This is a genomic window from Adhaeribacter soli, assembly GCF_008727925.1.
Taxonomy (GTDB): Bacteria; Bacteroidota; Bacteroidia; order Cytophagales; family Hymenobacteraceae; genus Adhaeribacter_A; species Adhaeribacter_A soli.
In genome coordinates this window covers 130679-153980 of sequence record NZ_VTWT01000003.1, presented here as the reverse complement: position 1 = coordinate 153980, position 23302 = coordinate 130679, and the positions used below count along the sequence as shown (strand labels likewise).

The window sequence follows — 23302 nt, the reverse complement described above, 5'->3', positions numbered from 1 at the left end:
TAAGCCATAATTATTTAAATGCGATAATCAGAAAATAAGCCGGTTAGTTTTTAATCTTTCCCTTGGCCCATTCTCCGATTATCGCATTTACCATTTTTAACACCGGCGCTCACGCTAGAAATAAAAACCATGAACCTGAAGAAGCTGCTTTTTACCGGCATTTTAGTACCGTTTCTGGGTCTGATGAGCTGCAGCGCACCGGAGCAACCAGCCACCCCGAAAACGCAACAGCTCTACTTCGATGTTCCGGGTTTTATTCAGAAACAGGCAAATGCACTTGCAGGCCAGCATGCAGGTTTACAGAAAACGCTACAGCTTAGGCCGGAAAAACCGGAATCTGCAACGCTGAAAGAGGTAGACTGGGCCGAAGAGTTACAATATTTTCAGGAAATAGATCTGAATAAAAAGGCCCTGGCCGGCACTTACCTGGTTTCCGAAACCCAGCTTCCGGAAGGAAAGCAAACCCTTTACACCCGGAATCCGGAAGCAGAAGCCCCGATTAAAATGCTGGAAATAATTACCGATGAAGGCGGTCAGGTAAAAACCTTACGAGCCCTTTATGAAGAAAAGAACGCCTTGTTCTACAGCCGGGAGCTTCGGCAATTAACCTGTAACGAAAATAGCCGGCTAAGCAGTTTTCAGATCTCCGGCGTTCAAAAAGTGATCCTCTCCGACTCGTTGCGTTACCAGGTGGAAGCCAAAGTTATAAACTAAAAGGCGGCCTTATTTTCCTTTTCGCTAAAGAAAATCTTTATTCTGTCAATTACTTTTTTATTCTCAATAGTATTTTAGCTATATTACAGGCTATCAGACAGGTAACATAAACAACACCCCGAATAATTTAAAAACGCACCGGTACTTAAACCATTCAGGTACCGTCCTTTTAAATGCTTCGGCTTTGATACCGGCTCCTGATACCTGTGCCTGATAAGCGTCCGGCTTTTCATTCCCTTAAAAACAGAAATGATTTATTCCAATTTTAGAGCATTGGCTTTTAACGGAACACTAAGAAAGAATTCATTTATCACACCCAATACTATATGAGGAAAACCTTTACTCTCTGGGCTGTTATCGGCTCCATGTTTACCGGCGCTGCGATAGCACAGACGCCCGCCCGCCCCAAATGCGCTACCGACGAAGTGGAAGCCCGGCTCCTGCAAGCCGATCCCGGCTACCAGGCCCGCCGGCAGGAAAACGAAGCTGCCATTGCCCGCTTCCTTGCCAATCCGGCCAATAAGCGGCAGATGCAGGCTACCAAAACCATTCCGGTGGTATTTCACGTGGTTTATAAAACTGCGGCCGAAAACATCTCCGATGCTCAGATCCTCTCGCAGCTGGAAGTGCTAAACCGGGATTTTCGCCGTTTTAATGCCGACACTACCAACACGCCACAGGCTTTTCGCAGTGTGTCTGCCGATACCGGCATTGAATTCTGCCTGGCCAGTGTAGATCCTAACGGGGCGCCTACCACCGGTATTACCCGCACCCTGACTACGGCCAACTCTTTTACTACCAACGACGATATGAAAGCGGCCGCCACCGGGGGCATAGCAGCCTGGCCGCGCGACCAGTACCTGAATATCTGGGTTTGTAATTTGTCGGGCACTACCTTAGGGTATGCCTATAAACCCGGCGCTCCGGCCAATATTGATGGGGTAGTATTACGCTACACCACTGTAGGAGCAGCACCGGCTAACCCGTTTCCGGCGCCTTACAATGCCGGCAGAACCGCTACCCACGAAGTAGGCCACTGGCTGAACCTGAGCCATATCTGGGGCCAGGCACCAGGCTGCACCGACGATGACCTGGTTGCCGATACCCCGCAGCAAGTAGAAGAGAACTGGGGCTGCCCTACTTATCCGGTAACCACCGGCACCGGAGGATTATGCACCGCCGCCCCTACGGGTTCTATGTTCATGAATTACATGGATTATGTAGATGACAACTGTATGAACCTCTTTACCCAAGGCCAGGGCTCCCGGATGAATGCGGCCATTTCCACCTCCCGTGCTTCTCTTCTTGCATCAACGGCCTGCCAGAATACCTTAATGGCAAATTTCCTGGCCAGCAGCACCAGCATTCAGGTTGGCACTTCCATCAATTTCACAGATCTTTCAACGGGCGGGGCAACAGCCTGGTCCTGGTCTTTCCCGGGCGGCACGCCGGCTACTTCCACGGTTCAAAACCCGGGCAATATTGTTTACAACACGGTTGGCGTTTATCCGGTTACTTTAACGGTTACCAAAGGCGGCGTAAGCAATACCCGCACCATTCCGAACTATATTACAGTTAACCCGTCGAGCACCTGTGCTCCTCCGGCTGTTAGCTTTACCCAGACAAGCACTTCTGTTTGCCAGGGCGACACGATTACCTATAACAGTTCTGCAACCACCGGCGCCACAACCTTCCAGTGGACCTTTACGGGAGGCACGCCGGCTACTTCAACAGCAGCAAACCCTACGGTTATTTATAACACGCCGGGCACCCATAACGTCACGCTTAAAGCAACTTCTGGTTGCGGCACGCCGGCCACTCTAAACAAAGCCGTTACCATAACCGCCATGCCAACCGTAAGCGTAACGCCTACTATCTCTTCCAGATGCACGCCGGGGCCGGTAACGCTTACTGCCAGCGGCGCCACTTCTTATAGCTGGTCGCCGGCCACCGGCCTGAATACCACCACCGGCTCAACGGTTACTGCCAACCCAAGCGTAAGCACCAATTATACGGTAATTGGCACTACCAACGGCTGCGCTTCCGATCCGGTAATTATTCCGGTAAATGTAACCGTGGTTCAGGCCAATTTCACTGCCAATCCGGCCGTGGTGAACCTGCCGGCCTCCAACGGTCTGGTTACTTTTACCAACACCTCCAGTTCCAATGCGCTATTTCATAACTGGAACTTTGGCGATCCGCAAAGCGGCCAAACCAACAACACGTCAACTTTAAAGAACCCGACCCATACTTACACCCAGGCAGGCTCTTATACGGTTACGTTAATAGCCACCAGCAACAGTGTTACCGGCAATTGCAGCAACACCAAAACGTTTGTAATTCAGGTAAACACGGTAAGCGGGCTGCAAAAAGCCTTCGATGCCGGCAATATTAAGATCTATCCGAATCCGGCTAAGGATTACCTGCGGGTGGAAGTACCGGAAACCGAAAAAGTGACCGAAGTACAGCTTATTAATACTATCGGGCAGGTGGTAGCCCGCCAAAAACCGGCAGCCGGCCAAGTGCGGTTAACGCTAAACCAGGCAGCAGGCGGCATCTACTTCGTGAAAATAATTAACGCGGAAGGCAGCATTACCCGGAAAGTAAGCGTAATTCCATAAGCTAAACTTTACATTACACAAAAAGGCAGCCCATCAGCTGCCTTTTTTTATTTACCTGCTAAGCAGCCGCATTAGCTCCCTCTGCAGAATTTCCCAACGAATGGCTGATATTTTTTCTATTTTCCGCGTATCAGGCTTAACAACGTTACCATTTCCTTCCTGTTTTATACAGCCTGCAATGACGAAGACTTTCTGGTTGCTTTTTGCTACCATTTTCACCCTGCAACTTACTTGTTTTGGCCAGGGCCAGCCGGACCGGGGCTGCGCTACAAACCAGGCCAATGCCCTGCTTCTAAAACAAAACCCAGCCTACCGGAAACAATTGCTACTGGTAGAAAAAGAAGTACAGGCTTATCTGAAGAGCCGGGCAACGCACCGCAGCAAGCAGCAAAGCGATACCATACCGGTAGTGTTTCATGTGGTGTACAACAGTGCTTTGCAAAATGTATCGGATGCGCAGTTGCTTTCGCAGCTTACGGTTTTAAACGAAGATTTTAACCGCCGCAACGCAGATACTACCAACACGCCGCCGCCCTTTAAGCCGGTAGCCGGAAGCCCGCAGCTCTATTTCTGCCTGGCCAGCCTCGATCCGCATGGAAAGCCCACCGCCGGAATTACCCGCACGTTCACCCCGAAAACCAGTTTTAAATACACTGAAAACGAAGTAAAATTTACCAGTCGGGGCGGCCGCGATGCCTGGAATACTGAACTTTACCTGAATATCTGGATCTGCAACCTGGCCGACAACATTCTGGGCTATGCGCAATTTCCCGGTGGGCCACCCGAAACAGATGGCATTGTGCTAAAGCATACCAGCGTAGGCCGTACGCCGTTAAACCCCTTTCCGGCGCCTTATAACCGCGGCCGTACTGCCACGCACGAAATTGGCCACTGGCTGGGGCTGCGCCACATCTGGGGCGATGCCGACAGTTCCTGCACCGATTCCGATTTTATTAACGATACCCCAAACCAATTCGTAAGTTCTTCCGGCTGCCCTTCCTTTCCGAAGATATCCTGCAACAATGGCCCGAACGGTGACATGTTCATGAACTTCATGGATTATACCAACGACGCCTGCATGAACCTGTTCACCAAAGACCAGTCGGCCAGGATGAACGCCGTGCTGCAAACCTCCCGCCGTTCTATTCTGAATTCCAATGTGTGCACGAACGTACTAAATGCTGATTTCCGGGCTTTGCCTGATGCTATTTTACCGGGAGAAACGACCGACTTTTTTTATTACTCGAATGGCCGGCGCCCAACAAAATTCTTCTGGATCTTTGAAGGCGGAACTCCTGCTACCTCCAACGATTCTACGCCCCAGAATATCCGCTACGATCAGCCGGGAGCCTATACCGTTACCCTTACCGTATCAGACAGTAGAGGCACCGATACAGAGGTGAAACGCGGCTATATAAAAGTCACCACCCTGGATCTGCAGCTTTTCCCCAATCCGGCTAACCGCGAAATCTCTGTTGGCGCTCCGGCTGGCCAGACCTTGCGTCGGGTAGAGATATTTAGTTCGATCGGGCAACTGATGCGGGAAGTTACGTTAAATGAAAGGGCCACTACCGTAAATACCTCCGGCTTGCAAAGCGGTCTGTACATTATCCGGGGCCGCACGGCCGAAAATAAATTTCTTACCCGCCGGCTGGTAATTCAGCATTAAGACTTTTTACCGGCTTTTCCCTACCATTTCTAACCTGCTACTTTCAGCCATGAACGTTCCTGTTAAAGACCGCATTAAAGTTATTCAGGCCGATATTACCAAAATAGAAGCCGATGCCATTGTAAACGCAGCTAACAGTTCGCTTTTAGGCGGCGGCGGGGTAGATGGAGCCATTCACCGGGCCGGCGGTCCGGAAATTCTGGAAGAATGCCGGAAAATCGCGGCGCGGCAAGGCGGTTGCCAGATCGGGGAGGCTGTTATCACGACGGCGGGCAAACTACCGGCCCGTTACGTGATCCATACGGTTGGGCCGATATGGTACGGCGGCACCCAGGACGAACCCGAAAAGCTGGCAAATTGCTATCGAAACAGCCTGAAACTGGCGCAGGAAAACAACTGCCAGACGGTGGCTTTTTCGAATATCAGCACGGGCGTTTACGGCTACCCAAAACCGGAAGCAGCCCACATTGCCCTCTCCGAAACAGTAGCATTTCTGCAGAAAAACCCGCTACCGGAAGAAGTTACTTTTGTTTGCTTTGATGAAGAGAATCTGAGACTTTATCAGGAACTAACACAAGCTTCAGGGACTCCGAAATCCTTTTAGCGCATAACTCCAGCTGCCTGGATTTCATTTCAAAAGCATTCGGGCAGCGGCAGCATAAAAAAACCGGAGCACCTTTTCAGATGTTCCGGTTTCAAATATTCCAATCTAAATTATTTACTGGCAGGCAATCTTGTTTACCCGGTTGGCGTGGCGGCCGCCTTCAAAGGCAGTTTCCAGGAATAGCTTCACCATTTCGGCAGCAGTTTCTTCGCTCACGAAACGGGCAGGTATGCAAAGAATATTGGCATTGTTGTGTTCGCGGGCTAGTTTGGCCAGTTCCGGCAGCCAGCACAAAGCAGCGCGTACCTGAGGGTATTTATTGGCCGTCATGGCTACGCCGTTGCCACTGCCGCAGATCAGAATGCCGAAATCGAATTCCTTCTCGTTTATGGCTTTGGCCAGCGGGTGCACGTGGTCCGGGTAATCTACCGAAGCATCGGAGAATGGCCCGAAATCTTTTACCGAATGCCCTTTTTCTTCCAGCAAGCTGGTTAGCAATTTCTTGTACTCGAATCCGGCGTGATCGCCGCCTATGGCAATTTTAAGCATTGTCTTTCAGCTCTTTATTTAAACGTTCTATATCTCTTTTGCGCACCACCCGGGCAATAACCGCACTGGCCTCGTAGAGCAGGTAAAGCGGAATGGCAAAAATAGTCATGCTCAGCACATCCGGCGGGGTAACCACGGCCGAAATGATCAGCACGAGCACAAACGCGTGCCGGCGGTACATGGTAAGCAGCTCCGCCGAAATTACCCCGGCTTTTGCCAGGAAATAAATGACCATGGGCAGCTCGAACATCAACGCGCAGGAGAAAACCATGGTGGTTAACGTGGAGATGTAAGATTGCAGGTCGATCTGGTTTTCGATGCTCGGATCTACCTGGTAAGAGGCCAGGAAGTTTATCGAGATCGGCGCGGCAAAATAATAGCCGAACAGCAGGCCCAGAATAAACAGGATCGTTACAAAGAAAACCGCGCCCTGCGAATTCTTGCGTTCGCGCGGATAAAGCCCCGGTTTAATGAAACTCCATATTTCCCAGAACGCATACGGAAAAGCCAGCACCAGACCGATCATGAACGAAACGCTCATGTGGGTGGTGAACTGGGAGCTCATCTGGCGCGCCTGAATAATAAAGTTTATTTTCTGAATGCAAAGGTCTTCGTTGTTCACCAATTCGCCCAAGGCACAGATCTGGCGGTAGGTCCAGAAATCCACGCGCGAAGGGCCGAGGATCAGATCATGAAAAACGAATTCCTTTGAAAAGAAAGCTGCAAGTGCAAAAACAAATATAGAAGCTGCCGCCCGGATCAGGTGCCACCTGAGGGCCTCCAGGTGGTCTACAAAGGTCATTTCCTGCTGTTCGTCCGCTCCTTTTCCTATACGCTTTGTTTCCACTTCCTCTTTATATCCTTCTTAATAATTTTAGCTGAATAACGGATATTGTTCCATCCAAGTATTGATCTCCTGTTTCACGGCCGAAATTTTGGCTTCGTTGTCCACATTGGTCAATACTTCGTCGATCAGGCCTACAATGCGTTCCATATCAGCCTCTTTCAAACCGCGGGTTGTTAACGCAGCCGTACCCACGCGCATACCGGAAGTCACGAATGGCGATTTATCGTCGAACGGTACCATGTTTTTATTGATGGTGATGTCGGCTTTTACGAGCGTATTTTCGGCAACTTTACCGGTAATTCCTTTCGAACGCAGGTCGATCAGCATTAAATGGTTATCGGTGCCGCCGGAAATGATCTTATAGCCTTTCTCTACAAATGCTTTGGCCATAACCTGGGCGTTTTTCTGCACCTGCTCGATGTAGGTTTTGTATTCCGGCGTAAGTGCTTCGAAGAACGCTACGGCTTTGGCCGCGATTACGTGCTCCAGCGGACCGCCCTGAGAACCCGGGAAAACAGCGCCATCCAACACCGCCGACATCATTTTCAGTTCGCCTTTCGGGGTTTTGAAGCCGTACGGGTTCTCGAAATCTTTCGGCATCATGATCATGCCGCCGCGGGGCCCGCGCAGGGTTTTGTGCGTGGTAGTGGTTACAATATGACAATGGTCGAACGGGTTGTTCAGCATGCCTTTGGCAATTAAACCCGCCGGGTGCGAAATATCGGCCATCAGCAGCGCGCCAACCTGATCGGCGGCCTCGCGCAGGGCTTTGTAGTTCCAGTCTCTTGAATAAGCCGAAGCGCCGCAGATGATCAGTTTTGGTTTTTCGCGTTCAGCTGTTTCGGCAATTTTTTCCCAGTCGATCAGGCCGGTTTCTTCTTCCACGCCGTAAAAGCTCGGCTGGTATAATTTACCGGAGTAGTTTACCGGAGAACCGTGCGTTAAATGCCCGCCGTGCGACAGGTCGAAACCCAGGATCTTATCGCCCGGATTCAGCACGCCCAGCATAACAGCGGCGTTGGCCTGTGCCCCGGAGTGCGGCTGCACGTTGGCCCATGCGGCGCCGAAAAGTTCTTTTGCCCGGTCAATAGCCAACTGCTCCGACTGGTCCACGATCTCGCAACCGCCATAATAACGCTTTCCGGGCAGGCCTTCGGCGTATTTATTCGTCATAATGCTGCCCTGGGCCTGCATAACCTGGTCGGAAACGAAGTTCTCGGAAGCAATAAGTTCGAGGCCGTGCATCTGGCGCTCTTTTTCTTTCTGAATTAAATCGAATATGGCGGTATCTTTTTGCATGATCTGTGGGTACACAATTTTCCCAAAATTACGGGAAAGTTGCGGAATTTGCTAACCTACTTTTTACCCCCTCCGGAATAGCGTTCCGGCTTCACGTGGAACGAATCTGATCTTTTGCCGGGCGGGTTTATTGAACCAGGATCATTTACAAAACAAAAAAGGGGAAGCATTGCTTCCCCTTTTTCTGGTCTAAACGATACCGTTAATTATTGTTTGATCAGTTTGGTATGCAGTCTTTCGCTGCCCATCTGGGTAGTCATCAGGTAAATGCCGGTTGCGTGGTTGTTATTCAGTTCCACTTTTACCGTATTCAGTCCTTTGGCTACTTTTACCTGTTTCTGGTATACCGTTTTACCGGCCATATCGGTAATGCTTACCGTAGCGACTTCGGCTTTAGCAGACTGGATAGTCAGGTTCACTTCGCCAACAAATGGGTTCGGATGAGCGCTTACCGTCAGTTTCAGGGTTTCGAACTGAACTGCTCTTGGTCCATAGTAAGCTGCGGTGCCATCCAGGTCAAGCTGCTTCAGACGGTAGTACCGGGTCCCGAATTTACCTTCTTCGGTATCGGTGAAGCTGTACTGCTGCATGCTGTTGCCACCCTTGCCTTCCACGAAACCAAGTGCGCGGAACTCGCGGCCATCTTCAGAAACCTGAACTTCAAAGCCCTGGTTGTTTTTCTCCATGGCAGTTGCCCAGTTCAGCAGCGCATTGTTTCCTTTCTTCACGGCTGTGAACGAGATCAGCTCAACCGGAAGCGGATTGGTAGCATCGCCCATGGTCCAGAACGAGAAGTCCGTGATACCATTGATGGAAAGCTGCTTGGTAACGTTGTCGCGGGTCAGGTAACCTTTTGGCTCCCAAGGGCCGTTCATGGTTTTCGATTTAAACATCACCAGGTTTTCTTCCTGAATAGTGCCTAATTCGTGCATCATGTAATCCATGGTCATCTTCACGTTCAGGTTCGCATTTTTAGCGGCATCAACCGGAACAATATCGTAGATCCGGGAAATACTCTTCGAGCCATTCGGACCGGAAACAGTTATACCGGTATGACGGATCACGTTTGTTACGCCAGGGAAATTAGCAGATCCGGCCTGCGGCTCCAGCTTAATTCCCAAGCCACCGAAGGTGAAGGCACCGGCCGCGTTCATATCAGCGGAGCTTTGTACTACCCCGATTACGTGGCTTGTACCAGTTTCAGCTATAGTAGCAGCAGGGCTTAAAGTAACTTTGTAGCTGGTAGTATACAGAATGCCTGAAGCCATATCCAGCGCATTATTTACCGTTACATTGTCACCCAGCGACTTGGTACCCGAGCCATTGATCCGCAGATTGGCGAAGGTTACGCCAGGAATTACCTGAGCGGCACCGCCTTTGAATTCTACCCAACCGTTGCTATGGCTGAAGGTTCCGTTATTGGTCAGGTTGCCATTTACTTCCAGGGTACCGCCGCTTACCGTCATGGTAGCGCCTGTGCTTACGGTCAGGTTATTTACCTGGGCCGTGCCGGTAGTTACATTCGGATAGTTCGACACATACTGTGGAACTACAATGTTGGAGGTAGCCGTAGGCAAGCTTTCACGGCACCAGTTCAGACCAGTTCCCCAAACGGCAGATTCAGATCCGGTCCAGGTACCTGCTAAAGCAGCATCCGGAGTAAACTCGCTGAAACCAACATCCGGACGGGTAGCCAGGGTAGAACCTTGCGTAGTAGGGCGGTTTGCATTATTGATGTCTTTATCAATCGTAGCAATAGCCGTTCCGCGTCCATCCAGGTTACAGTTGTCGTTCGTAGCTAAGCGCAGGTCGTTAGTAGTGTTCACAAATACTACCGGAGAATAGAAGGAGTTGGCATCGGCGGCGCTGGAGGTCTTCCAGGTGGCCAATGTACGATTGTTTGTAGCTGCTGTACCACCCCACTGACCTACCGTAGTTGGGTTAGCAGCATACATCAGGTTGTTGTCCACATTTGCAGCAGTCCAGTTAGTGGTTACAGTATTTGTAATAGCTGTATGAACACCGGTTCCACCTGTACGGGCATTATAGAAGATGTTGTTCTTCGCTGTAAGCGTAGTGTTCTGTCCTCTGTAATAGGCTGCTGAAGTTAACGATCCTGCCGTTGAAGTTCCTCCAACGTATATGGTATTGTAATACACATTAGAAACAAGCGCTCCGGAATTCTCAAAGTATCCTCTGATCTGAACCGCATTGGTATTAGCGCCATTGGTGATCGAGATCATATTCGTTTCAATGGTTGAAATACCAAAATTATAGTAGATACCATAAATAATTGGAGTGCCGCTTGTTGAAGCGTTTCTCAGGTCAAAGATCCGGTTACGTTTAATGGTCAGGTTGCTGCCGCTGCCATTGTTTAGAATACCGTAAACACTTGTACTTCCACTTGTACCGGTATTCCACAATTCATTCAGGGAATTACCTTCAATAACCAAAGCAGTACCTGAACTTTCCATCGAAATACCTACCAAGGAAGCAGTGGTGGTAGTACCAGTAGCTGTAGAAGTAGTAGTCAAAGCATTAACCGTGTTGTTCCTGATCAGCACCTGGTTAGCGGCACTTGAACCGGTATGAACAATACCTTTCATTACACCACCGTTTGCTCCGGTTTTTGCTAAGTTAACGATCTGGTTTGCTTCGATGGTAGTTGCCCCCGAGAAGCCGTTGCTGATACCTGCAACAGTAGAAGTACTGGTAGAAGCGATCTGGGAAACGGTATTGCTTTCAATTGTACCGGAACCCGAACCGCTCGTGCCAATACCAGTAAAGGCACCGGACGAAGTAAGGCTGAAATTACGAACCAGGTTATTCTTGATAACAGCAGGTTCGGTAGAGGCAACGGTAATACCGCTTGATGTACTAGTACCATTCAGCGTAATGCTGTTTGCAGTTGCGCTACCGATCTGGTTAGCCGTTAACTCGCCAACAGAAACTTTTCCGGCAGTTACGTTTATACCAATAAAAGAAGAAGAACTGGTGCTGCTCATTCTGATATTGCTAATTACGTTGTTCTGAACCGACGTTCCAGCCACGGTACCTGCATTAATAGTAATACCTCTGAATGCAACCGCTCCACTGTTTAACCACGGGCTGCCGCCGGCATTAGCGCTTTGGCCGCCAATTGCGTTATCGGAAATAACGTTGCCGTTCGCAGTTGTGCCCGGCACAAAGTTAATGGCCGTTTGAGAGGTATTTGGCGTCAGGTTATTATAGAATTTATTACCGGTAATGCTCCAGGTATCGCCGTTTCCGGTGCTGGTTACTGAAACCCCGTTTGCCGTAAAGTTTGCGATCTCGTTACCGGCAATAGTTATTGCACTGTTGGCAATAGTAGCTGTACCGGATGCGTAAATGGCATTGGCATAGTTGGCTCCTGTTCTGTTTCGGATAGTATTGTTCTGAAGGGTAATATTATCGTTACCGGTAGCACCGGTTGCTGCAGTTCCAATCAGAATTGCACCGCTGCTGGTACCAGTGTTGGCGCTTTCTACAATACAGTTTTTCACAATATTATTGGTTGCATCATTACTGAAGGCAATAACCGGGTTAGCGGTAGCAGCCGTTGTAAGGGTCAGGTTGCGGCTGGTTGTACCGTTATTCGAACCATCGAAGGTTACATAGTCCGCTTCCGAAAGATCGAATAAACGGCCGGTACCCGAGTTGGTAATGCTAACTACGGTAGCCGGTGCCGGTTTAAAGGTAACAACGTTATTACTGCTGCTGCCCGGAATCCGGTTAATCACCAGTGGATTAGTAACGGTGTAGGAAGTATTAATCAGGTTGAAATCTACTGCGGCAGAAACTCCCCGGGTATTCAAAGCAGTCACCGCTTCTTCCAGGGTAGCAAAGCCAGGCACGGTAAAGCCTGTACCTACCTCATATGGACCAGCCAGCGCGCCTTCCAGCTGACGGAAGCCGGCTGGTGCATTATCCGTAGGTACTCTGTCAACGCCATCGATGGTTATATGCGTTACTTCTGCATCTATTTTATTACCCGGTACACCGGTGGTTGCCAGATCGTAAGTCAGCCAGAAGTAGTTAGTTCCGGTAACCAGATCAACCGGCGTGGCAGGCGTAATGGTAAACGAACCGTTCGGATTGGTTGCCGTTCCTACCAGGGTAGCTGTAGCTGCATTGAAAGTAGCGGTTGCGGTAGTATATAAATGAGCGGCAGCAATATCGGTAGCGGCATTATCAGAACCATTGGTATTTAAAGTGAAGCTGCTGATCTGGCTTACCGGATGAATTCCGGAAGTTACCACCTCGATATCGATCATCTGGCGGCCGGAAGTTCCAATACCCACCACACCACCGTGCGGCTGTTTCACCACGCTGCTTACATAAGTCATCGGGATCGGGTTCAGAATATTCACCGTATAATCTTCGGTTTCACCGTAAGTATATAGGTTACATGGATCAATGTTCGTGTTGCTCCAAACTTCCCGAACTCTTATCCGGGTACTGCCATTTAAAGCAGTAAGCGGAACCGTAAAGTTTATAGAAGCAAGGGCTCCTGCAGCCAGGCCAGTTACTTCGCCCAGCTTTTCAGTACCTTCGAAGACACCGTTCTGGTTATAGTCAATCCATGCTGCAACAACACCGGAACCCGCATTTCCATTCGTCACTTTCAGGGTATACTGGTTAAGCATATTCAAATCTGTGCTTTGAGCAGTATAATTGTTGTAGACTGGTCCGGAAGCCGCACCTGAGTTTTGGTTATTAATAGTACCTAATTCAACCCCGTTTATAAAGTCCCCGGAGCCTGTGCCGGTACCGTACAACGGAGTGCAGTAATCCAGCGACACATTAATATAACCAACTTTCTCTTCATCATCCGTACCTCCAGGATTCGAAGCCGTTAAAGTAACCGTATAAGAGCCGGCCATATTGAACTTCACCTGCGGATGCTGTGAAGTTGCAGAAGTACCACCAACAAACGTTACCGTATTTGGCGAGAAAACCCAATTCCAGGTATCCGGCACGTTCGTAGACTGATCGGTAAATGTCACCGTTTGCAGGTTTGTAACAGTTGTGGCTGAAGCTGTAAAGGCTGCCACTGGTGCTACCGGCGGCACTACTTCCACTACCACTTCATCGGTAGTAGTACAGGTGCCATCGTTGTAAGAAGCGGTGAAGGTATAAGTACCCACTGCTAAACCGTTGTAAGTAACTTCTCTGCCCGTCTGGGTAGAAGTAACCGGAACAGATGCCCAGGTAACGTTGGCAACCGTATTGATCGTGTTCAGACCTGCATTAGAAACTCCTAAGTCAAGCGTCGAGTTGGCAGAAATGGCCCAGTCCGTAGCAACGTTGGTGTCTGTGGCATTGGTTCTTCTAACGCCGGCAGTACTGGTGGCAATGTTGCCGCTCCAGTCGGAAGCAGTTACACCCGAAGCAGCAAGGAATGTATAGCCGTTCGTGGCTACCGCATCCAACACTACACCACCGGAAGTTTTTAAAACATAGCCGCTTGGATCAGTAGAAAGAATACCATCATTCGTGCCGCCGGTATTATAGTAGTTATTAGCAGCATTGTCTGTACCGGCACCAATGTGCAGCACCAGCACCTGGCCGGCGCCTAAGGTTACCGGTGTAACTGTTCCGAAGGTATAATTACGTGCTCCAGATCCCACAACTGTCAGGGTCATGCCTGTCAGGTCAGCCGTAGTAGTCCCTAAGTTCGTGATCTCCAGGAAGTCCGAACCGGCTGAAGCATAAGCAGGAATAGTACCCACTCCGGTGCCGCTCTTGTTCTGAATAACTTCCGTAATTCTTAAGCCTGGGATCATGTTAGGTGAAGTAGCGGTTAAAGTAACCGGCGAGCCTAAGTTAATGGTCTGATCGGCTCCTGCATTTACTGCAAGCGGATACGCATCGGTAAAGCTGGAGGTAGTACCAGTAGCCGTGTTCGGTTTGTTGTCTGTTGCCACTATGTGGTAATCAACTTTCACGTTGTTTGCTCCGGCTGCCGGCAGCGTGGCCTGGTAAGTACCGTTCAGGTTATCGCCTGAAGTGCGGTTCATTACCACATCCGACTGCGCTACTCCGGCAATAGAGTACTTCAGCGTTACCGTATTCACTCCCGCATAAGCATCGGTTACAGTAGCGGTAATGGTGCGGGCCGTTGGCGTACACTGTACCCCGGCCGGAGAAGCAGTAACACTGCTGATTACCGGAGCCGTACCGTCTACTACTATGTAGTCCGTTTTCACTTCATCGTCGTTGCCGCCCGGGTTCGTTACAGTTAAAGTTACCGTGTATTTACCTTCGGCATTAAAACGAACTTCCGGATGCTGGGAAGCAGCTGTGGTGCCGCCTACAAACGTTACAGTATTAGGCGAGAAAACCCAGTTCCAGCTGGCTGGCAGGTTGGTGGATGTATCGGTGAAAGCAACGGTAGTATTGGCAGCTACCATGGTAGGAGTGGCCGTGAAACCAGCCACCGGTGCTACCGGCGGAACCACTTCCACTACCACTTCATCGGTAGTAGTACAGGTACCATCGTTGTAAGTAGCCGTGAAGGTATAGGTGCCTGTTGCCAGACCGTTGTAAGTAACTTCCGCACCCGTCTGGGTAGAGGTAACTGGAACAGATGTCCAGGTTATGTCAACAACCGTATTGATCGTGTTCAGACCAGCATTGGCAACTCCCAGATCAAGCGTGGAGTTGGTGGAAATGGTCCAGTCAGAAGCATCGTTAGTGTCTGCTGCATTGGTTCTTCTAACCCCGCCAGAGCTGGTAGCAATGTTGTCGCTCCAGTCGGAAGAAGTTACTCCTGATGCAGCCAGGAATGTATAACCATTCGTAGCTACTGCATCTACTATTTCGCCGGAAGCTTTCTTCAGGATATAACCGGTTAAAGATGTAGAGGATATTGCATCTCTGGTTCCACCAGTGTTGTAGTAGTTATTGGCAGCATCATCCGTTCCGGTACCAATGTGCAGCACCAGCACCTGTCCGGCACCTAAGGTTACCGGAGTTATTGCTCCGAAGGTATAATTACGTGCTCCAACTCCTACAACAGTCAGGGTCATGCCTGTCAGGTCAGCGGTGGAAGTACTCAAATTGGTGATCTCCAGGAAGTCTGCTCCGGCTGAAGCATACGCTGGGATTGTACCCGCTCCGGTGCCTAAACTATACTGCATTACTTCCGTGATTTTTAGACCTGACGGGAAGTTAGGCGAAGTAGCGGTTAAAGTAACCGGAGAACCTAAGTTAATGGTCTGATCGGCTCCTGCATTTACTGCAAGCGGATACGCATCGGTAAAGCTGGAGGTAGTACCAGTAGCCGTGTTCGGTTTGTTGTCTGTTGCCACTATGTGGTAATCAACTTTCACGTTGTTTGCTCCGGCTGCCGGCAGCGTGGCCTGGTAAGTACCGTTCAGGTTATCGCCTGAAGTGCGGTTCATTACCACATCCGACTGCGCTACTCCGGCAATAGAGTACTTCAGCGTTACCGTATTCACTCCCGCATAAGCATCGGTTACAGTAGCGGTAATGGTGCGGGCCGTTGGCGTACACTGTACCCCGGCCGGAGAAGCAGTAACACTGCTGATTACCGGAGCCGTACCGTCTACTACTATGTAGTCCGTTTTCACTTCATCGTCGTTGCCGCCCGGGTTCGTTACAGTTAAAGTTACCGTGTATTTACCTTCGGCATTAAAACGAACTTCCGGATGCTGGGAAGCAGCTGTGGTGCCGCCTACAAACGTTACAGTATTAGGCGAGAAAACCCAGTTCCAGCTGGCTGGCAGGTTGGTGGATGTATCGGTGAAAGCAACGGTAGTATTGGCAGCTACCATGGTAGGAGTGGCCGTGAAACCAGCCACCGGTGCTACCGGCGGAACCACTTCCACTACCACTTCATCGGTAGTAGTACAGGTACCATCGTTGTAAGTAGCCGTGAAGGTATAGGTGCCTGTTGCCAGACCGTTATAAGTAACTTCTCTGCCCGTTTGGGTAGAAGTAACCGGAACAGATGTCCAGGTAACATTGGCAACCGTATTGATCGTGTTCAGACCAGCATTGGCAACTCCCAGATCAAGCGTAGAGTTGGCAGAAATGGTCCAGTCAGAGGCATCGTTAGTGTCTGCTGCATTGGTTCTTCTAACGCCGGCAGAGCTGGTAGCAATGTTGCCGCTCCAGTCGGAAGCAGTTACGCCAGATGCAGCTAGGAATGTATAGCCGTTCGTAGCTACCGCATCCAACACTACACCACCGGAAGTTTTTAAAACATAGCCGCTTGGATCAGTAGAAAGAATACCATCATTCGTGCCGCCGGTATTATAGTAGTTATTAGCAGCATTGTCTGTACCGGCACCAATGTGCAGCACCAGCACCTGGCCGGCGCCTAAGGTTACCGGTGTAACTGTTCCGAAGGTATAATTACGTGCTCCAGATCCCACAACTGTCAGGGTCATGCCTGTCAGGTCAGCCGTAGTATTCCCTAAGTTCGTGATTTCCAGGAAGTCTGCTCCAGCTGAAGCATAAGCAGGAATAGTACCCACTCCGGTGCCGCTCTTGTTCTGAATTACTTCCGTAATTTTTAAGCTTGACGGGAAATTAGATGAAGTAGCCGTTAAAGTAACCGGAGAACCCTGATTTACCGCTTGGTCGGCACCGGCATTAATCGATAACTGGCCATCCGTATAAGTAACAGCAGTTGAAGAAGCTGTATTTGGTTTAGCATCGGAAGCTTCAATGCTGTAGCTCACCAAAACATTGCGGGAAGGAGCCACCGGAAGGGTAGCAGTATAAGTACCGCTGGCCGCGTTGCCCGAGCTGCGCGTCATGGTAATATCCGTTTGAGGTACGCCGGCAAAAGAGTATTTCAATTTAACCGAAGCTACCGCAACATTATCGCTCACCTCAGCGGTGATAGTTCTGGAAACTGGTTCACACTGGTTTCCTGCAGGGGTTACCGAAATATTGGCAATAGCCGGAGAAACCAGATCATTCGTTGACCCTTCAAATTCATAGGCCCCGATATCCGGCGCCGTTCCGGTTCCGGCCGGACGGGTAACATCATTAAAATCTTTATTTATATCCGTAACAGTAGCCCCACCGGATTCCAGAGAGGTAACCGTACCGTTTGGAATAGAAAGATCGGTATCGGAGGTAAATGGCGCCGTGCCGCTAACTGCCGGAGAGGCTACATCGTTGCCCGCATTGCTAGCCTGGGAAACAACACGCCAGGCGAGTACGTCAGTATAATTACCGGAAGCAGCGGTTGTACCGATCTTACCTACAAAGTGATTGGCATCGCTGGTAACGTAGTAGGAGTTATGATTCAGGGTTGCATTGGCAAAGTTATAGGAAGCAGGGAACCACACAGCGAATTGATAACCAGCAGTTCCGGTTACCGACATTGTATTCGCAAAAATATTATTGCGAATATCCAATCCGGTTACAGAAGTGGAAGTAACTACCAGGGCCGAACCGGCAACCGTCTTAGTAGCTAGGGTAGAACCATATAGATTTACACTGTTGTAATAAATCTTATGACCTGTACCACCCCCAATCCTGATACCAAAAGGATTAAAAGAAGTAGATGTTGCACTGTAATTAGACACATTCATGCCATAGATCACATTGTTTACTACCAGGTGATCCGTACCATCTGCTATGTTAATCCCATATGCGCCATATTCTGATGTGCTAGGCTGAACAACATCATACACCTTATTTCGGTTGATCAGAGCACTTGTAACACCAGATCCAATTTCAATACCACTTATACTAAACGAAGAACCGGCGTAGCCATAAACCCCGGAAATAACGTTGGTCTCTATCAAAGGAGAAGCTGCATGTTGCAGGTCGATGCCCCGGTAAACGATATAATCTGCTGCAGCCGTACCGCCAATTTCATTATTTTTAATAATCAGATTGTTCAAGACCCCACCAGCAATACCTCTCGCATAAATTCCATAAGCAGCTTTGCTTATCTTATTATTCTCAATGGTCAGGTAATCGTTATCGGCACCTGTTCCGCTTGTAGAGATTGTAGTTCCGCCGGCATGAATACCAAAGGTGGTATTTATTGTATTGCTTCCGGCTTCCAGAATCAGGTTCTTTAAAGTAGCGTTATTGGTTCCTGCTCCGGTTCCGGTACTAACGATCTGGATTACGGCCGTATTGGCGGCAGTAGAAGTATTCCGGATCGTCAGGTTACGGGTGCTGGTGCCATTGTTCGAACCATCGAGGGTAAAGTTGCTGATCTTATTCAGTTTAAAGATAGCTGTAGTGCTGGATCCTGAAATTGTTGCCACAACACCGTTCTCAGGCTTTAGGATAATTTTAGATGCCGGATCAAGCTTACCTGTTTCTGTAAGGTCTATCGGGAAAGTTTCATTGGTAGAGTAGGAGGCATCAATCAATTGCAGGGTTACATCGCCATCGATAGCACCTTCGCTTAATTTGGTAGCTGCTTCGGTTATGGTTGCAAAATCAACAGCCCGACTGGTACCTACATAATAATTGCCGCTGTAAATTTTCTGAATAATATACGAAGCAGGCGTTGCCGGGGCTGTGGTGCCCGGAGGCGTGGCTCCGGAACCGCCCAGCGGATTGGTTGCAGCATTATTATTAGCATCTTCGGCCGCAACGTAATACTCGATCCTATCCAATGCTTGTACACCACCGCCGGTAAGCAGGCTATAATCTATTGTAAAGGTATAGTTATCGCCGTTTACGGTAGGGTTTGCCGCCACCTGGTAAGTAGCTTCGCCAGACTTTCTATAATAGAGACGCGGGCCATTTGCTCCTGTATTTATCCCGTTTACATCGGTAATGGTGGCCGTAAGGGTACGGTTGGTTAACAGATGCGTACCTGCAAGTGCCGTAAAAGTAATAGTAGGAGGCGTCAGATCTTTTGGAGTGAAATCTCCCTCGTAAGCGCCAATATCCGGCAAAGTTCCTCCGCCGTTGGCCTGCCCGGCTTTCGGGTAACCGGTACGCGAATTAACAGCACTGTAGTCATCGACAAAAGAAGCAATTTCTTCCCCGCCGGATTCTGCCTGGGTGGAAACATTCGTTTTAAGATTCAGGTTAAACGGCGTAGTAGCGGAAACAAAAGGAGGGTTTTCCGTTACGGCAAGCGTTTCCCGCGGGCTGCCGATTCTGAGCCGGTAATCGGCTAAGGTCTGAGCCGCGTTGGTACCATCATAGAATAAAAGGTTTTTTACTGAAGGAGCTCCAGCATACACCAGGTTATTATTAGACGTAGTTGCAAACTTAGTTACATCCACTGCACTCCGATAAACAGCCACGGCCCGGGTTCCGGTAGCAACATCATAATTGTTTACCAGCATGTTGTTCCGCATATCTACCGTAGTTACGCTGTTTGTAATATACACAGCAGCAGACTGATGGGAGGCAATTGAAGACACCCCGTTCAGGTAAACCGAATTATAGTAGAGTTTATGATTGGAACCACCGCTGAAATTTACAGCACGCACCCCCGGAGTACCCGTAGCGCCATTTGCCCGGATATCATAAATTGCATTGTTGCTTACGTTGGCAACGCCGGAGGTAACACTTAATCCGTAGGCAATGCCGGAGCCAGTGGTAGCAGTAGCTACGTTGTAGATCTTATTCCGGGAAATATTATTAGTAGTTCCGCCGGAAAACAACGCACCCCACGCAGAAGAGGAACCCGTAGAACTTGAAATAATCTCCTGAATGGTGTTATTATAAACATTATTGGTAGTTCCGCTGGTAACCTGCATACCGTATACGGAAGGTCCGGTAGAACCGGCAGCGCTGCTTACATTGCTGATGTTGTTTCCGTAGATATTATTGGTGGTTCCGCTGCTTACATAAAGGCCATATAAGGAAGGCGCCCCAGTGGCGGCAGTGTGCAGGAGATTGGAAACAGTATTATTATAAATATTATTCGTACCGCTACCGGCAAAATTAATTCCGTAAATACTGGAGCTGCTTCCACCATCCTGCCGGAGGTCATCAACGGTATTTCCATAGATGTTAGCACCGGTAACCGCTACATAAATTCCATACACGGAGGTTCCGGTAGAAGAAGCCGACAGGTTGGATATGGCATTGGAATAGATACTGGTAGCCCCGCCGCTGCTCATATAAATACCGTAAAGGCTGTAGGAAGTACCGGAAGTTGAAAGGGCCGAGATGGTATTATTATATATCTCTGCCGTAGTTCCGCTTCCAAAGCTATTAATACCATACAAGGAACCACTGGTAGAAAAATTATTAATAGCAGTATTATGGAGTTTGAAATTGGTCTGGTAGGCATAATAAACGCCATAGCCGGTACTGGTACCATTTCCCAGATCGTAGATGCTGCTGGTCCCGCTACTCTGGTTGCCGATCCGGTTAGCATCGTCTAAATAAGTTGAATTTCCATAAACATAATAACCGTACAAGGCATTATGCACGGCGTTGTTTAAAAACTCGTTATTGCTGTTAGAGCCGGCCGCACTGGTGGCAGCGCTGGAGAAGTATATGCCATAGGTAGTATTCGTGTTAGTTTTATCCAGGGCTATGTCGCAGTTCTTAAAGGTGTTGTATTTACAGCCATCGGTTGCTGCACCTGCCAGTCTGATAGCCTGCTCCATTTTTGTAGCCGCAGTAGCATTGGCCGGATTATCGGCAAAATCAATTCCATCGAAGGTAATGTAATCGCTGCCGCTGAGGGTTAAGATATAGTCTGCAGAGCCGGCACCGTTCGTTCCCTGGATCTTCGGGTTTGCCCCTACTCCTGAACGCTGGAAGGTAATTGCATTACTGTTGGTGCCCGTGGCTGTTAAAACGAGCGGGCTTTCGTTGAAAGTCTGCCCGGTGGAAACGTTAAAGGTAACATTACCGGAAATACCCAGAATGTTCAGGTCAGAAATTGCGTCGGCAAAGGAGGCGTAATTTCTTCCGCCTGTTGCCTGGGTATTATTAATAGTGTAGTTGCCATTAAGAGGCGCCATAATAGTACGGACACCTGCTGGATTGGTGATGGAAGGCGTATACGCTGTGCCCCCAACGGTTAATGAAGTAATCTGGGCGTCGATGGCATTGCCGGGCGTAGCACCGGCAGCAATATCGTACGTTAACCAGAAGTAATTGGCACCACTTTTCAATGCCTGAGAACCGGTTACTGCATAAGCTCCGGCAGGAGCCGCAACCGTTGCACCAAATTGCGATGTAGTCGAAAAAGTGCTGGAAGAGCCGGTATAGAATATTTTAGCATTCTGGATTTCAGCAGTATTGGTTGTCCCCGTGGTATTTAAGTTGATATCCGTTAAAGCCAAGGGGTTTGCTCCTCCGCTGGTTACCACCTGAAACCCGATTACCTGCTGGTTAACTGTATTAGGCAGAACCGGAGTAAGGTTTGTCTGAGTTGCCGTTGAGGAAGCATAACTCATGTTGGCCATTGGCACAAACGTTACCTGGATATTCGGACGGTTACTCGTACTGGTACCTGTTTCTGTGGTAGGAGGATTCGTATCTGTTTGCCAATAACGATGAGTAGAAGTTACAGATGAATACCGAACTGCAGGATTAGTACTACCCGCTCCGTTACCAGAACCACCATGGTTAGTTTCCACCAATACAAGCAGGTTTTCTGTTCCACCGAAATAATCGAAGGAATTAGTTAAGGCTATGGTATTCCAGCTACCAGCGGTAAGCGCAGGGCTACCATCATAAACCAGAATTGCCCCATTTATAGTATTTGCCCAGGTATCTGCTGCAGGCGAAGTTGCAGTGGTCTGTTTTAAATAAATTTTTACAGGAGAGGCTGCTTTAGCTGATGTTGGATACCAGGCTAATTGGGTTATTGAACCTGTTTGCCCAATCTGAGCAGCCGTATACAACGCGGCACTTCTTTCATACCCAAAAAAGCTCCCGAATGGATACCGTTGGGTTGTAGTACTTGTACCTACGGTTACAGTGGTTTGCGAAAATGCGGCCGTAGCCGGAAGCATAACCATAAACCAGAGTAGCAATGATCGCCACTTTTGAAAAGGTTTCCGTCTTGACCGAGACAATAGCCCCCCGGAGCGATGCTCCGAATGCCGGCAATTGCTTAATCTCTCAGTGGGTAAGCGTTTTTGCATAAAAATTTAATTAAAATGAGCTACAAATAATTTTCAGTTTGGGCAATAGAATTCCTGCAAGCTATTTTTCAGGCTCGAATTCTTTTAAAAAGTGTTTGATTAGGTAGTAGTCTGGTGAGAAGACCTTGGTGAGAGCGGATTTTACGACCTATGGACTATCTTCTGAAGATTCCCCATACATGCTTTTTCTCTTTTGCCTGAACCTGAAGGCTATCGGTTTTTAATGCGCTTTTTGATTTAAGTTTTTTAACACACCATAACAATCTCAAAGCTAAAAATTAATATTAAATATACAATACAATGAATTATAAATTATTTCTAAAAATTAGTAAATATGCCTTTTTTGAGGGTTAAGCATCAAACTTAAATTATATTTAAAACCGTGTTTCTCCAAACAGGTGCAGCAAGTGCTTCCGCCGTGTGCGTCATCGGTTACTACTAGGTCCTAAAAGAAAAAAGGGAAGCAATGCTTCCCTTCTTTACTTATCTAAAACTTCCGAGTATTTTATTTTTTATTTGTCCGGTAATAGTTGGTTGGTTACCGAGTTTAGCTTAAAGCCTGAAAAATATTTGCTTTGCGCTTCACCTGTTTTAAAACCGGGCTTTCATTCTTCACTTTTCAAAACCATAATTTACATAGAAGTACTACTGAAGTTTTAGTTCTTATCGAGCAAGGATGGTAATCGACTTGCTGCTTGGTTTATCTGACCTTTTTTACACCTTATAAAATCGGCTTTTAGATCATAATCTTCGTGGTCGCTTTTCTTTGCTAAGGCATTTAACCTGAAAACGGGATTGATTTTAAAGATCATTTCTAATGATGATAAAGCTTCCGTCTGGTTATTCCTTTAAGTTATCTGCTGTTGTTTTATATTTTAATTATACTCGCTTATTATAACTTAG

8 protein-coding genes are annotated in these 23302 nt (G+C 48.6%); 4 read left to right on the top strand and 4 right to left on the bottom strand.

The window, feature by feature from the left end:
- The first annotated feature begins 129 nt into the window (after window positions 1-129).
- From F0P94_RS06815 to F0P94_RS06800, 4 genes are all read left to right on the top strand, one after another.
- Window positions 130-714 (top strand): hypothetical protein, encoded by a 585-nt coding sequence (locus F0P94_RS06815; protein WP_150903127.1) that lies wholly within the window; start codon window positions 130-132, stop codon window positions 712-714.
- 326 nt (window positions 715-1040) lie between these two features.
- A complete protein-coding gene (locus F0P94_RS06810; protein ID WP_150903126.1) occupies window positions 1041-3335 on the top strand; it encodes a PKD domain-containing protein in 2295 nt (764 codons plus the stop codon).
- Between the two features lie 178 nt (window positions 3336-3513).
- Window positions 3514-5004 carry a M43 family zinc metalloprotease gene (locus F0P94_RS06805; RefSeq protein ID WP_191906949.1) on the top strand — a complete coding sequence of 497 codons (1491 nt, stop codon included), beginning with the start codon at window positions 3514-3516 and terminating at the stop codon, window positions 5002-5004.
- Window positions 5005-5053: 49 nt separating this feature from the next.
- The gene (locus tag F0P94_RS06800; protein ID WP_150903124.1) at window positions 5054-5608 is read left to right on the top strand and encodes an O-acetyl-ADP-ribose deacetylase; all 555 of its coding nucleotides are present in this window, start codon (window positions 5054-5056) and stop codon (window positions 5606-5608) included.
- Window positions 5609-5722: 114 nt separating this feature from the next.
- Here the strand turns inward: F0P94_RS06800 and rpiB are convergent, their stop codons facing one another.
- The 4 genes from rpiB to F0P94_RS06780 form a co-directional block, all read right to left on the bottom strand.
- Window positions 5723-6157 (bottom strand): ribose 5-phosphate isomerase B, encoded by a 435-nt coding sequence (gene rpiB, locus F0P94_RS06795; RefSeq protein ID WP_150903123.1) that lies wholly within the window; start codon window positions 6155-6157, stop codon window positions 5723-5725.
- A complete protein-coding gene (gene tatC / locus F0P94_RS06790; RefSeq protein ID WP_225307141.1) occupies window positions 6150-7004 on the bottom strand; it encodes a twin-arginine translocase subunit TatC in 855 nt (284 codons plus the stop codon). The genes rpiB and tatC overlap by 8 nt, the downstream gene beginning before the upstream one ends.
- A 27-nt stretch (window positions 7005-7031) precedes the next feature.
- Window positions 7032-8303, bottom strand: coding sequence for a serine hydroxymethyltransferase (glyA, locus tag F0P94_RS06785; protein ID WP_150903122.1), 1272 nt, complete (start codon window positions 8301-8303; stop codon window positions 7032-7034).
- 206 nt (window positions 8304-8509) lie between these two features.
- Window positions 8510-22273 (bottom strand): BNR-repeat neuraminidase N-terminal domain-containing protein, encoded by a 13764-nt coding sequence (locus F0P94_RS06780; protein ID WP_191906948.1) that lies wholly within the window; start codon window positions 22271-22273, stop codon window positions 8510-8512.
- Window positions 22274-23302 lie beyond the last annotated feature (1029 nt).